The sequence below is a fragment of the Streptomyces sp. NPDC006430 genome (assembly GCF_040612395.1).
GTDB lineage: Bacteria > Actinomycetota > Actinomycetes > Streptomycetales > Streptomycetaceae > Streptomyces.
On the sequence record NZ_JBEXQA010000006.1, the window covers coordinates 23438 to 35808 of the forward strand.

At 74.2% G+C, this 12371-nt stretch carries 12 protein-coding genes, 1 other RNA gene and 1 pseudogene; 7 read left to right on the forward strand and 7 right to left on the reverse strand.

Translation table 11 applies throughout. The annotated features are described in order from the left end of the window. The first annotated feature begins 177 nt into the window (after positions 1–177). Positions 178–1350, forward strand: a complete 1173-nt coding sequence (locus tag ABZZ20_RS11385; RefSeq protein WP_356869171.1) for an ROK family transcriptional regulator — start codon at positions 178–180, stop codon at positions 1348–1350. A 3-nt stretch (positions 1351–1353) separates the two neighbouring features. On the opposite strand, the gene ABZZ20_RS11390 is transcribed toward ABZZ20_RS11385, so the two are convergent. Continuing rightward, positions 1354–2442, reverse strand: coding sequence for a hypothetical protein (locus ABZZ20_RS11390; RefSeq protein ID WP_356869172.1), 1089 nt, complete (start codon positions 2440–2442; stop codon positions 1354–1356). 243 nt (positions 2443–2685) lie between these two features. Here ABZZ20_RS11390 and ABZZ20_RS11395 point away from each other — a divergent pair, with 243 nt between their 5' ends. The 3 genes from ABZZ20_RS11395 to ABZZ20_RS11405 are packed head-to-tail and all read left to right on the forward strand — an operon-like array spanning position 2686 to position 5698. Further along, entirely contained in the window at positions 2686–3543 is an 858-nt protein-coding gene (locus tag ABZZ20_RS11395) for a Nif3-like dinuclear metal center hexameric protein (RefSeq protein ID WP_356869173.1), read from the forward strand. After that, entirely contained in the window at positions 3540–4283 is a 744-nt protein-coding gene (locus tag ABZZ20_RS11400) for a C4-type zinc ribbon domain-containing protein (protein WP_356869430.1), read from the forward strand. Before ABZZ20_RS11395 ends, ABZZ20_RS11400 begins: the two co-directional genes overlap by 4 nt. Beyond that, the gene (locus ABZZ20_RS11405; RefSeq protein WP_356869174.1) at positions 4283–5698 is read left to right on the forward strand and encodes a bifunctional RNase H/acid phosphatase; all 1416 of its coding nucleotides are present in this window, start codon (positions 4283–4285) and stop codon (positions 5696–5698) included. Before ABZZ20_RS11400 ends, ABZZ20_RS11405 begins: the two co-directional genes overlap by 1 nt. Before the next feature lie 83 nt (positions 5699–5781). Here the strand turns inward: ABZZ20_RS11405 and rnpB are convergent. Continuing rightward, an RNA gene (gene rnpB / locus ABZZ20_RS11410) (RNase P RNA component class A) lies at positions 5782–6190 on the reverse strand. A gap of 78 nt (positions 6191–6268) precedes the next feature. Between rnpB and ABZZ20_RS11415 the strand changes: the two are divergent. Next, a pseudogene (locus ABZZ20_RS11415) lies at positions 6269–6607 on the forward strand (MerR family transcriptional regulator); the annotation flags it as partial. A gap of 29 nt (positions 6608–6636) precedes the next feature. On the opposite strand, the gene ABZZ20_RS11420 reads toward ABZZ20_RS11415, so the two are convergent. Then, positions 6637–8079, reverse strand: coding sequence for an RNB domain-containing ribonuclease (locus tag ABZZ20_RS11420; RefSeq protein WP_356869175.1), 1443 nt, complete (start codon positions 8077–8079; stop codon positions 6637–6639). Between the two features lie 102 nt (positions 8080–8181). Between ABZZ20_RS11420 and yaaA the strand changes: the two genes are divergently transcribed. Next, on the forward strand, positions 8182–8982 hold the full coding sequence (gene yaaA, locus ABZZ20_RS11425) for a peroxide stress protein YaaA (RefSeq protein WP_356869176.1): 801 nt from the start codon (positions 8182–8184) through the stop codon (positions 8980–8982). A 149-nt stretch (positions 8983–9131) separates the two neighbouring features. Here yaaA and ABZZ20_RS11430 read toward each other — a convergent pair whose 3' ends face one another. The 3 genes from ABZZ20_RS11430 to ABZZ20_RS11440 all read right to left on the reverse strand — a co-directional run bounded on the left by ABZZ20_RS11430 (position 9132) and on the right by ABZZ20_RS11440 (position 10341). Beyond that, the gene (locus ABZZ20_RS11430; RefSeq protein WP_356869177.1) at positions 9132–9881 is read right to left on the reverse strand and encodes a bifunctional DNA primase/polymerase; all 750 of its coding nucleotides are present in this window, start codon (positions 9879–9881) and stop codon (positions 9132–9134) included. A 185-nt stretch (positions 9882–10066) separates the two neighbouring features. Beyond that, a complete protein-coding gene (locus ABZZ20_RS11435) occupies positions 10067–10195 on the reverse strand; it encodes a hypothetical protein (RefSeq protein WP_356869178.1) in 129 nt (42 codons plus the stop codon). Continuing rightward, positions 10192–10341, reverse strand: coding sequence for a hypothetical protein (locus ABZZ20_RS11440; RefSeq protein WP_356869179.1), 150 nt, complete (start codon positions 10339–10341; stop codon positions 10192–10194). Before ABZZ20_RS11440 ends, ABZZ20_RS11435 begins: the two co-directional genes overlap by 4 nt. Before the next feature lie 132 nt (positions 10342–10473). Between ABZZ20_RS11440 and ddaH the strand changes: the two genes are divergently transcribed. Next, the gene (gene ddaH / locus ABZZ20_RS11445) at positions 10474–11283 is read left to right on the forward strand and encodes a dimethylargininase (protein WP_356869180.1); all 810 of its coding nucleotides are present in this window, start codon (positions 10474–10476) and stop codon (positions 11281–11283) included. Positions 11284–11287: 4 nt separating this feature from the next. Here ddaH and ABZZ20_RS11450 read toward each other — a convergent pair whose 3' ends face one another. Then, positions 11288–12301 (reverse strand): small ribosomal subunit Rsm22 family protein, encoded by a 1014-nt coding sequence (locus ABZZ20_RS11450; RefSeq protein ID WP_356869181.1) that lies wholly within the window; start codon positions 12299–12301, stop codon positions 11288–11290. Between the last annotated feature and the right edge of the window lie 70 nt (positions 12302–12371).

The following is a 12371-nucleotide window of genomic DNA, read 5'->3' on the forward strand; positions in this document are numbered from 1 at the left end:
CTGCCCGGCGCGGGGTCGGCCGGGACGGCGCAGGTCAGCGCAGGTCAGCGCTCGTCAGCGCTCGTCAGTCGTCCTCCAACTCCAGGGCTCGTCACTCTGAATACCACGGCAGACGTCGCCCCCTCCCGGGGCTGCGCGGATCCTCCGCCGTGGTCCCGGTTGCGTGAGAATGGCCTGATGACCAGCAGTGACGAGGGCGCGGAGCAGCCCTGGACCCCCCAGCGGCAGCGGAGTGCCAACGAGCGGCTGCTGTGGGACCGGCTGCGGGCCGGCGGAGCCGCCTCGCGGGCGCAACTCGCCCGGGAGACCGGGCTGTCCAAGCCCACGGTCTCCAGCGCGCTCGCCGCCCTCGAACAGGCCGGCCTGGTACGGAAGGTCGGTACGCACGCGCCCGAGCGGGGCCGGATCGCCGTGCTGTACGCCCCCGATCCGACGGCCGGCTACGCCCTCGGGGTCGACATCGGCCGCAGCTGGCTGCGCGTGGCGCTGGCCGACCTCGACGGTACGGTCGTGGCCCGCTCCGGCGTGCGCAACGGGGCCCGCACCGCGAACAGCATGGCCGATCTCGCCGTGTCCGCCGCCCGCGGGCTCGTCGCCGACTCCGGACTGGACCCGCGCAAGGTCACCCGGGCCGTGGTCGGCACGCCCGGCGTCTACGACGAGGACACGCGCAGGGTGCGGTACGCCCAGCACCTGCCCGGCTGGGGCCGCCCGGGACTGCTCGACCGGATCCGCGACGGGCTCGGGCTGCCGGTCGCCGTGCAGAACGACGCCAATCTCGCCGCGCTCGGCGAGTACACGTACGGCGTCGGCGCAGGCAGCAGGCTCTTCGTCTACCTCATGATCGGGACCGGCCTCGGCATGGGCATTGTCAGCGAGGGCCGGCTGTTCACCGGAGCGCACGGCGGGGCCGGTGAGATCGGCTTCCTGCCGTGGGCGGGCCGCCGCGAGCCCGAGCCCGACAGCATGGAGGACGCCGTCTCGGCGGAAGCGGTGGTCCAGGAGGCCCGCGCCCACGGGATGACCGGCCCGCTCAGCGCCAAGGACGTCTTCGACGCCGCCCGGGCCGGGGACCCGGCCGCAGCCCGGGCCGTCGAGCTGGAGGGCGAACGCCTCGCCCACACCGTCGCGGCGGTCTCCGCCGTCCTCGACCCGGACCTCGTCGTCCTCGGCGGCGGCGTCGGCCACAGCGCCGACCTACTGCTGCGCACCGTCCGGCAGACGTTGCGCACCCTCACGCCGCTGCGGCCGAAGGTGGTGCCCAGCGGCCTGGGGGAGGACGCGGTCCTGCTGGGCGCCGTGGCAACGGCCCTGGATGCGGCCCGCGACCTGGCCTTCGAAGGCCGCTGACCCCTACAGCGGTGCCTGCTGGAGCGGCACCGGGCGGGGCGCGGTCGTCGCCGGGTCCAGCCGGACCGGCGGCGGCGGGGACGCCGGCAGGGTCAGGCTCGCGATCCCGCAGGGGACCTCGGCAGTGGTGTACGGGAGGTGCAGGCGGCCCTGCGGGCTCCACAACCCGGTGCCGAGCCAGCCAGCTGGCGCGCCGAGGCGGAAGACGCGCCGCTCGGCGGGGCGCCACAGGCCGAGGCTCGCCCCGCCCCCACCGGGCGTGCCCCCGGGGTCCTCGAACCGCAGCGCGACCCCGCAGGTCTCCGGCATCAGGGCTTGCCCCGGCTGGACCGCGAACGGGACGGCCGTCACCCCGCGCAGGGACTCCGGGAACCGCACGGGAAGGCAGCTGCCGAGCACCCCCCAGCCCAGACGGTGTTCGCCCGGGGCGTTCGAGCGGATCAGCAGCAGCCCGCTGTCGGGGTCGGCCAGCAGCAGCCGGTCGTCGCTGCCGTCGGCGATCTGGAGCAGCGGGGAGACCTCGCCGCCGCGGCCCAGGTCCACCGCCACGGCCTTGGTCGTGCCGTCCAGTTCGCAGTCCAGGGACAGCATCCGGCCGGCCCGGTCCAGCCAGACGCCGCCCGAGCACCGCCCTGGGACGGTGGCCACCTGCCCGAAGGCGCCCCCGGTCACCTGCCAGACCGTGGTCCCGGCCGCCGAGGCGGCCAGCGCGAACGCGCCGTGTCCGTCCGGGGACGGGGGCAGCAGGGACACCCGTACGTGGTCGCCCCCGGGCGCCAGCGAGCCCAGCGGGAGTTCCCCGGTCCGCGGCCCGGCCACGGCGCCACCCGTCGGGTACAGCAGGGCGAAGGCGTGCCGCTCGGCGACCCGCCGGTGGATCAGTACCCGCCCGTCGGCCAGGGGCAGGACCTCGCTGTCGGCCTCCTCGGGCTGCGCGAGGGGCAGCGGCACCGCGTACGGCTCGGGCCCGGCCAGGGTCCAGCGCTCCGGGTAACGGGCCTCGCCGTCCCCGGCCAGTCGGGCCGCGTACGACCCGTCCGCTGCGATGGTGAGGGGGGCCGTCGTCGTGATCTCGATGGCACAGACAGTCATCCGTGCGTCACCTCCGGTGAGGAAGCTAGTTTTCGCACTTCCAGCCGAACAGCACGACCACCCCCGCTTCACACATACGGGTGTCCGGCCGGCGGTTCTGTTGTGAGGGAGGGGACGATTGTGCTGTCCGTTGCCGGCCGGGTGGGGTGCGTGGAGTCCGGTCGGGGTCACCCCTTTGACCGGGGGGTCGTACCTGATCCCGTACGGACTCTGCCGCTCCCGTACGGACGGTAGCCTTGGCCTGTGCCCCGTCTCTTTGAAGTCATCGCCGCGCTGGACGCTCTCTGGCCCCCCTCGCGGGCCGAGGAGTGGGACGCCGTCGGAACCGTCTGCGGCGATCCCGACGCCGAAGTCTCCCGGGTCCTGTTCGCCGTGGACCCCGTGCAGGAGATCGTCGACGAGGCCGTGAAGCTGGGCGCCGACCTGGTCGTCACCCACCACCCCCTCTACCTGCGCGGCACCACGACCGTCGAGGCCGGCACCTTCAAGGGCCGCGTCGTGCACACGCTGATCAAGAACGACATCGCGCTGCACGTCGCCCACACCAATGCCGACACCGCCGACCCCGGCGTCTCGGACGCCCTCGCCGGAGCCCTTGACCTGCGGATCACCGGCCCGCTGATCCCCGATCCGAGCGACCCCGAGGGCCGCCGCGGTCTCGGTCGCATCTGCGAGCTGGACCGCCCCGAGACCCTGCGCGAGTTCACCGCCCGCGCCGCCGCCCGGCTGCCGCAGACCGCACAGGGCATCCGGGTCGCCGGCGACCCGGAGGCGGTCATCCGTACCGTCGCCGTCAGCGGCGGCTCCGGCGACAGCAACTTCGCGGCGGTCCGCGCCGCCGGCGTGGACGCGTACCTCACCGCCGACCTGCGTCACCACCCGGTGTCCGAGGCCCGCGAGCAGAGCCCGCTCGCCCTTGTCGACGCCGCCCACTGGGCCACCGAGTGGCCCTGGTGCGAGCAGGCCGCCGCGCAGCTCGACGCCCTCTCCGAGCGCCACGGCTGGGGTCTACGCACCCACGTCTCGCGCACGGTCACCGACCCGTGGACGGCGCACGCGCCGTCCGTCACACCCCCTTCTATCTCTGGAGCCCCCAACTGAACGCCGAGCCCGCCGACCAGATCCGACTTCTCGACGTCCAGGCCCTGGACGTCCGGCTGTCTCAGCTCGCCCACAAGCGCAAGTCGCTGCCGGAGCACACCGAGGTCGACTCCCTGACCAAGGACCTGACGCAGCAGCGCGACCTGCTCGTGGCGGCCCAGACGCAGGCGAGCGACGCCGCCCGCGAGCAGACCAAGGCGGAGCAGGACGTCGACCAGGTGCGCCAGCGCGCGGCCCGCGACCAGCAGCGGCTCGACTCCGGCGTGGGCATCTCGGCCCGCGACCTGGCGAACCTGCAGAGCGAGGTCGTCTCCCTCGCCAAGCGCCAGGCCGACCTGGAGGACGTCGTCCTCGAAGTCATGGAGCGCCTGGAGGGCGCCCAGGAGCGCGTCACCGAACTCACCAGGCGGGTCTCGGCCCTCGAAGCCGAGCTGACCGACGCCACCGCCCGCCGCGACGCGGCCACCGGTGAGCTCGACGCCGAGGCGGCGAAGATCGCCAAGGACCGCGAGGTCATCGTCGCGTCCATGCCGGCCGACCTGATGGCCCTGTACGAGAAGATCCGCGTCAAGCAGGGCGGCGTCGGCGCCGCCCGCCTGTACCAGCGCCGCTGTGAGGGCTGCCGCCTGGAGCTCGACATGGCCGAGGTCAACGAGATCAAGGCCGCGGCCCGCGACCAGGTCGTGCGCCACGACAACTGCGGTCGCATCCTGGTCCGTACGGCCGACTCGGGCATCTGATGCAGAGGCATGTCCGGTTCGTCGTAGAGGCGGACGGCGGCTCCCGGGGCAACCCGGGGCCCGCCGGCTACGGCGCGGTCGTCCTCGATCCGGCGACGGGCGAGACGCTGGCCGAGCGAGCGGAGTACATCGGCGTCGCGACGAACAACGTGGCCGAGTACAAAGGCCTCATCGCGGGACTGAAGGCCGCCCGCGCACTGTCCCCGGACGCCGTGGTCCAGGTCCGCATGGACTCCAAGCTGGTCGTCGAGCAGATGTCGGGCCGCTGGAAGATCAAGCACCCGGACATGAAGCCCCTCGCGGCGGAGGCGGCGACGATCCTGCCCCGCTCGCAGGTGACGTACGAATGGATCCCGCGCGAGCGGAACAAGCACGCGGACCGGCTCGCCAACGAGGCGATGGACGCGGGCAAGCGCGGCAAGCAGTGGGAGCCCTCGGCCTCCTCGGCGGCCCTGGACTCCTCGGCGGCACGCGCCCTGGCCACCGCGCCCCCGGCGGGCCCGCCCGGAGACGCCGCGGCCGGAGCCGCGGCCGTCCGCGCCGCCATGGCCGCCGGCGGGGGTACGGGGACCGGCCCGGCCGAGGCCGCGACCAGGCGCTCCGGCTCCGCCGGAGCGGGCGGCGCCGGCACCCTGTTCGGCGAAGCCGTGGCGCTCGCGCCCGGCCGGGCCCCGGTCGCCGCGGGGCGCGTCCCGGCCCCCGCGGCCGACACGGGTTCGGCCCGCAGCCTCGCCGACGGCGCCGCCACGGCCACCGCCCCTGCGGGCGGCACCGGCTGGGGCCCCGACCTGGGGACCCCGGCGACCTTCGTGCTGCTGCGCCACGGCGAGACCGCCCTCACCCCGCAGAAGCGCTTCTCCGGAAGCGGCGGCAGCGACCCCGAACTGTCCCCGGCCGGCCGCCGCCAAGCGTCCGCCGTGGCCGAGGCGCTGGCCGCGCGCGGCACCGTCCAGACGATCGTCAGCTCCCCGCTGCGGCGCTGCCGGGACACCGCCCGGGTGGTCGCGGACCGCCTCGGGTTGGAGGTCATCATCGAACAGGGCCTGCGCGAGGTGGACTTCGGCGCCTGGGAGGGCCTGACCTTCGCCGAGGTGCAGGAACGCTTCCCGGACGACCTCCAGGCCTGGCTGGACTCCCCGAAGGCGGCTCCCACGGGCGGTGGAGAGAGCTTCGCCGCCGCCACCCGCCGGATCTCGGCCACCCGCGACCGGCTGCTGGCCGCGCACGCGGGACGAACGGTGCTGCTGGTCACGCACGTGACCCCGGTCAAGATCCTGGTGCGCCTCGCACTGGGCGCTCCGCCGGAGTCGCTGTTCCGCATGGAGCTCTCCGCGGCCTCGCTCTCCGCGGTGGCCTACTACGCGGACGGCAACGCCTCGGTCCGACTGCTGAACGACACCGCGCACCTGCGCTGACCGGCGCCGCAGCCCCCGTCGGGGGGCCGGCAGCCGGGCCACGAAGAAGAGCGGGCTCCCGAACTGGTCGGGAGCCCGCTCGGCAGACGAGCCGGCCTGTACGCCGGGTTCTGTCGCCCGGCGACCTCGCGGTCGCCGGGGAGACGGCCATCCATCTAGGACCGGCGTTGCCGCCGGCCTCGTGCGGTCTACCCGCGAACTCGGGCGGGCAGCCCTCAAGCGTTCGCGCAGGGCGGCCGTCCGAAGACGACCGACCCCTCTTGACCTTGCTCCAGGTGGGGTTTACCTAGCCGCCTGGGTCACCCCAGGCGCTGGTGGTCTCTTACACCACCGTTTCACCCTTACCGAGGGCCGAAGCCCCCGGCGGTCTGTTTTCTGTGGCACTGTCCCGCGGGTCACCCCGGGTGGGCGTTACCCACCACCCTGCCCTGTGGAGCCCGGACGTTCCTCGGCGGGACCCGAAGGTCCCGACGCGGCCGTCCGGCCGACTCGTCTGCCGTGGCGACCATGTTACCGGCTGTGCCGTCACGGCTTGACCTTGCCGCAGCGGCAGGGTTTCTACTGGCGGGCATGCGCATCGGAGAAATCGCCGCCCTGGTCGGGGTCACCACCCGGGCCGTCCGGCACTACCACCACGTCGGCCTGCTCCCGGAACCGGAGCGGCGCCCCAACGGTTACCGGGCCTACAGCATCCGCGATGCCGTCCTGCTGGCCCGGGTGCGCCGGCTCACCGAGCTCGGGCTCGGCCTGGACGAAGTGCGTGACGTCCTCGCCGACGACGCCGGGCGCGACCTGGCCGACGTACTCGAAGAGCTCGACGCCGACCTGGCCCGCCAGGAGGACTCGATCCGGGAGCGCCGGCAGCGGCTCGCGGCACTGCGGACCGCGCCGCCCGGTGCGGACGGCCCGCGGGTTGGCTCGTGGGGTTCGTGGGTCCTTCACGCCGGGGCGAACCGCACCTTCGCCCGGCCCGGGTCCGCCTCCGTCAGCCGGACCCGGATGCGGTCGCCCAGCGGCAGCGGCCCGGACGGCGACTCGACGCGGCCGACCACCGCCGGTTCCTCTAGGTGGACCGTGCCCACCAGCGGCGCGTGGTCATCGACGTCGATCACGGTGGCGTCGAAGGCCTCGCCGACGTGGTCCTTCATCAGGGCCGCCTCGACGAGGTCCACGCACTCCCGCTCGGCCGCGTTGGCCAGCTTGGTCCCGCCCGCCATCCGCTGCGGGAGCGCGTCCAGCGCGGACAGCGCCCACGGCGGGGGCTCGGCCCCCGCCACCGCCGCCACGCACAGCTCGCCGGCGTACCGGTCCACGAGGCGGCGCAGCGGCGCGGTGCAGTGCGTGTACGGGGCGGCCACCGCGGCGTGCAGGACGGGGTCCGGGACCGTGCCGCCGGTGAACACCGTGTAGCCCGCGCCGCGCAGCAGGGCCGTGCACTCCTGGAGGAACGCGGCGTGGGACGGCAGGTGCGGGTCGAGGGAGCGCACGAGTTCGGCGTACGGCACGTGGTGCGGCCAGTCGATCCGCAGTGCCCCGGCCGTACGCCGGAGCCGGCCGACCGCCCCGTCGGGGGCGTGGGGGAGGGTGCGCAGGATGCCGGCTCCGGCGGCGAGCATCAGTTCGGCGGCGGCCATGCCGGTCATCAGCGAGATCTGGGCGTTCCAGCCGTCCACCGGCAGGGGGGCCCGGTAGGCGAGGGCGTACGAGCCGTCGTGCGCGACGATTTCTTGCTCGGGCACGTTCAACGAGACGCCGCCGCGCTCCTGCTCCAGGGTCTCGCGCAGCCGGCCGATGTCCTTGAGGAGGGCGAGGGACTCCTCGGCGGTCCCGGAGTCGATGGCCTGCTGGGCGCCTTCGTAGTCGAGCTTGGCCCGGCTGCGGACGAGGGCCCGGCGCACCTCGGTGGTCTCCACCCGGCCGGCGGAGTCCAGGTCGAACCGCCACAGCAGGGCCGGGCAGGTCTGCCCGGGCAGCAGGCTGGCCGGCCCTTCGGAGAGCAAGGCCGGATGCAGGGGGACCTTGGCGTCGGGGAAGTAGAGGGTGGCGACCCGGTGGTGGGCCTCGGCGTCGAGGGCCCCGCCCGGGGTGACGAAGGCGGCGACGTCCGCGATGGCGTAGTGCACGCGGTAGCCGCCGCGTGTGCGCCGCGCCAGGTGCAGGGCCTGGTCCAGGTCGCGGGAGGCCGGCGGGTCGATGGTGAACAGGGGGAGGTCGGTGGCGTCGAGGTCCGGGAGCCGTGGTTCCCGGACCGCCCGTTCGGCCTCGGCGAGCACCGCGGCCGGGAACTCCGTGGGCGCGCCCAGCCTCGTCCGCAGGTCACGCAGCGCGGCCCGCAGGTCAGCCCCGTCTGCGCCGGTCATGTGCATAGGACGGCGTGGCATGGATCGAGCGTATGGCGGGCGGCGCCGGGGGGCGCGGCGAGCCGTCTACCCTGGCTCGGGGGCCGCACCCCCTGCGCCGCGTCGTACTGAAGGAGAACCACCGTGCTCGTGCTGCTGCCGCCGTCCGAAGGAAAGGCCGCCGGCGGCTCCGGCGTACCCCTGGAGCCGCGGACGCTGTCGCTGCCGGGACTGGCCGGTGCGCGGGCCGCGGTGCTGGAGGAACTGGTCGAGCTCTGCGCGGCGGACGAGCTGAAGGCCCGCGAGGTGCTGGGCCTGAGCGAGGGGCTGCGGGGCGAGGTGGCGAAGAACGCCGGGCTGCGCTCCGCGGCGGCCCGTCCGGCGGGCGAGGTCTACACCGGCGTGCTGTACGACGCGCTGGGCCTGGCGGACCTTCCGGCGGCGGCCCGGGCCCGGGCGGAGCAGTCGCTCCTGGTGTTCTCCGGCCTGTGGGGCGCGGTGCGGGTGACCGACCGGATCCCCTCGTACCGCTGCTCGATGGGCGTGAAGCTACCGGGGCTGGGGGCACTGGGGACGTACTGGCGGGAGCCGATGGCCGCGGTGATGCCGCAGGCCGCGGGCGACGGGCTGGTGCTGGACCTGCGGTCCTCCGCCTACGCCTCGGCGTGGAAGCCGAAGGACGAGGTGGCCGGACGCACGGCGACGGTGCGGGTGCTGCACGCGCAGACGGTGGACGGCGTGGAGAAGCGGTCGGTGGTGAGCCACTTCAACAAGGCGACGAAGGGGCGACTGGTCCGGGACCTGTTGCTGGCGGGGGCCGTGCCGGGGACCCCGGGAGAACTGGTCACGGCGCTGCGCGAGCTGGGCTACACGGTCGAGGTCGAGGCGCCGACGAAGCCGGCGAAGGCCTGGTCCCTCGACGTGGTGGTCACCCAGATCCGCTGACCCCTCGGCCGTAGGGGGAGCGCCGTAGGGGAGCGGCGGAGGTCCTCCGCGGCGCGGGCGGCCCAGGGACCCCGGTGCCGCCCGCTGCACGGACTTCGCCCCGCCCCCGACTCCGCCCGAGGAGGCGGGACCACGGGGACCGGGGAGGCTCAGCGGCCCAGGGGCCAGGCCACCGTCGCCGGGGTGTCGTGCGAAGCGCCCGCGTACTCGGCGCAGGCGTCCGTCAGGGTTTCCAGGAGCGTGAGCGGGTCGGGGAGCGGGTGTTCCATGCCCCGGACCCAGCTGACCGCCAGATCACCCGGCAGGGCGGCCGGCGGCACCAGGACGTAGCTCCCGCGGCAGTGCCACCGCAGGCCAGGGTGCTCGTCCATCGTCTCCGGGTGGCAGTCCAGCTCGCACGGCCACCACTCGTCCTCGTCCTCGGGAGTGCCCCGGGTCGCCGTGAAGAAGAGCATCCGGGCCTGGTCGCCCGTGCCGCCCGATTCCGCGACCGGGCCGACCTCCACGCCTGCTGCCAGCAGGCGGGCCAGCGCGCTCGCCCCGGCCTCGAACGGGACGTCCAGCACGTCGTGGACCATGCCCGTCGCGGTGATGAAGTTCGCCTGGGGCTGGCTGCGCGTCCAGCGTTCGATCTGCGTGCGGTCGGTCGTCGACTGCGTCTGCCAGGCGAAGGAGAGGGGGTGCCGCGCGGGAGTGGGACAGCCGATCCGGTCGCACGAACACCGGTATCCGGCGGGATGGGCGGCGGGGGCGATCGGGAGGCCGGCTGCGGCGACGGCCAGCACGAGGGCCTCGCGTACGAGGGCTGGGTCTTCGGGGTCGGGTTTCGGCCGCCTGCGCAGCCATTGGGAAATCCTGCTCTGCTCGCCGCGTTTGACGCGGCCGGACTCAGACCCCATCTATCCCCTCACCTCACCGTTGCCCCGGCAGACCCTCACATGGTCCCACCATCCTGCGGTCCGGATGACCGCGCTCCCCTAGCCGGGGGTGGGCCGCGGGAGGGAGCCACGCGGGACGCCGCAGGCCGAAAACCATCACATACCATGCACATTCGGCCAATTGTTCTTGGCTGGCCGGTGTCCGGTCAGTTGCCGGTGACCTTCGCCACCCCGCCCAGTTCCCCGCCCGACACGCCGCCCAGTACCCGATCCACCAGCGCGTCCGTGTACGCGTGCGTCAGCGGTGCCGTCATGAGCAGCCATCGGTACGTCACCGGCCCGAGCGCATCTCCACCACCAGGCGTAGATCCGCGTCCTGCGCGAGCTGTCCGGCCTCCTGCGCCGCCCGCAACCGTGCGCCGGGAGCGGTCGCTGCGGCGGGCGGGGTCGGGGCCTTCCCGCCGGAGGTTGTGCTGTTCATCCTGACGAATTATCGACGCGAGACGTCTCGTCTCCGTGTCTTTCCGTAAACCACCCCATCAGTTCACTGCGCGATCTCCCCCCGAGGAGAGACGATTCTCTCCACATCTCCGTGAGTCGTGAGGAGCCTTCTTTGCGCAGAGACGCCACACCCCGGCGCTACCTGATGTGCCCACCCGCACACTTCAAGGTCACGTACTCCATCAACCCGTGGATGGATCCCACGAAACCGGTGGACCTGCCCCTCGCACACGCCCAGTGGGAGGACCTCCGGGACCGCTACCGCTCCCTCGGCCACACCGTCGAGACGCTCGTACCGGACCCCGAGCTGCCCGACATGGTCTTCGCGGCGAACGGCGCCCTCGTCGTCGACGGCCGGGTCCTCGGAGCCCGGTTCGCCCACCCCGAACGCGCCGCCGAGGCGGAGATCCACCTCAACTGGTTCCGCTCCCGCGGCTTCGAGGACGTCCACGAGCCGTCCCACGTCAACGAGGGCGAGGGCGACTTCGCCGTCACCGACACCTACATCCTGGCCGGCCGGGGCTTCCGCTCCAGCCCGCTCTCGCACGACGAGGCCCAGGAGTTCTTCGGTCGGCCGGTCATCGGCCTCGACCTGGTGGACCCGCGCTACTACCACCTCGACACGGCGCTGTGCGTGCTGGACGGCGACGAGGTCATGTACTACCCGCCGGCCTTCTCGCCCGGCAGCCGGGCCGTGCTGGAGCGGCTGTTCCCGGACGCGCTCATCGCCCAGGCCGAGGACGCGGCGGCCCTGGGTCTGAACGCGGTCTCGGACGGTCGCCACGTCCTGCTCCCGCAGGCCGCGACCGGGCTGCTCGCCCCGCTGCGGGAGCGGGGCTTCGAGCCGATCCCGATGGACCTGGGGGAGCTGCTCAAGGGCGGCGGCAGCGTGAAGTGCTGCACCCAGGAGCTGCGGACGTAGCGGGCTACGGCGAAGTCGGCGGCCACTCCTGGCCCCAGTCGGCGTCCCGCGCCGCCTTGTAGAGGTCACCGTGGCGCTTGGTCACGGTGGCCCGGGTCAGGCCCTCGCCTTCCGGACCGCACAGGTCCAGCAGGACGAGCCCCTTCCGGATCTGCGGCCTCCGTGTGATCCGGGAAGGGGCCGGCTCCGCCGGGAAGCGGGTCGCGGCCACGTAGCTGAACTTCTCGTCCTCGTACGGGAGGGAACCGCCCTTGACCTGCCGGTGCAGGGAGGACCGGCTGACCCGCGCCGAGAAGTGGCACCAGTCCTGTCCGACCTCGATCGGGCAGGTGCCGTCGTGCGGGCAGGGGGCGGCGACCCGCAGCCCTGCCGCGATTAGCTGGTCGCGGGCCTCGCGGATGCGCAGGTACCCCTCGGGCGTGCCCGGCTCGATCAGTACCACGGCCTGCCCGGCGCGGGCCGCCTCGGCGACCACGGCCTGCCGGGCCTGCGGGGTCAGTTCGCCCAGGACGTACGACACGGTCACGAGCTCCGCCTCGGGCAGGACCAGCCCGGCTCCGATGACGGCCCGGCGCCACTCGGCGGCGCGCAGCACCTGCGAGCCGGACGACGCGGCGAGCTCCTTGCCGAGGGCCAACGCCGGCTCCGCCCAGTCCAGGACCGTGGTGTCGCGCGGGCCTTCCCAGATGGCGTCCACCGCCCAGGTCGCCGCACCGGTACCGCCGCCCACGTCCACGTGGGAGCCCGGGGCCCACTGCGGCGCGGCCTCGGCGAGGGCGTACAGCGCGGCCCGTACGGCCTCGAAGGTGGCGGGCATCCGGTAGGCCGCGTACGCCGCCACGTCGGAGCGGTCGCGCAGGACGGGCGCGTCGGTGGGGGTGCGGCCACGGTAATTGGCGATCAGCCGCTCGACGGCGGCCGTGGCCTGCTTCGGCGGGAGCCCGTCGAGCAGCCCGCCCAGCGCGGACCGGAGGGTATCGGCGGTGGTGGGGACGGAGGCGGAAGCGGAGGCGTTCACCTGCGAAGTTTACGGCGCCCGGGGCGACCGGATCGCCCGGGGCGCCGGGCCTCCGCGCCGGGCCTCCGCG

What these genes read in the sequence shown, in the direction of transcription:
- ABZZ20_RS11430 (WP_356869177.1), bottom strand. Translation starts at nt 9,881, where the DNA reads ATGGGGTCTGAGTCCGGCCGCGTCAAACGCGGCGAGCAGAGCAGGATT.
- ABZZ20_RS11405 (WP_356869174.1), top strand. Translation starts at nt 4,283, where the DNA reads ATGCAGAGGCATGTCCGGTTCGTCGTAGAGGCGGACGGCGGCTCCCGG.
- ABZZ20_RS11420 (WP_356869175.1), bottom strand. Translation starts at nt 8,079, where the DNA reads ATGCCACGCCGTCCTATGCACATGACCGGCGCAGACGGGGCTGACCTG.
- ABZZ20_RS11385 (WP_356869171.1), top strand. Translation starts at nt 178, where the DNA reads ATGACCAGCAGTGACGAGGGCGCGGAGCAGCCCTGGACCCCCCAGCGG.
- ABZZ20_RS11390 (WP_356869172.1), bottom strand. Translation starts at nt 2,442, where the DNA reads ATGACTGTCTGTGCCATCGAGATCACGACGACGGCCCCCCTCACCATC.
- ABZZ20_RS11440 (WP_356869179.1), bottom strand. Translation starts at nt 10,341, where the DNA reads ATGAACAGCACAACCTCCGGCGGGAAGGCCCCGACCCCGCCCGCCGCA.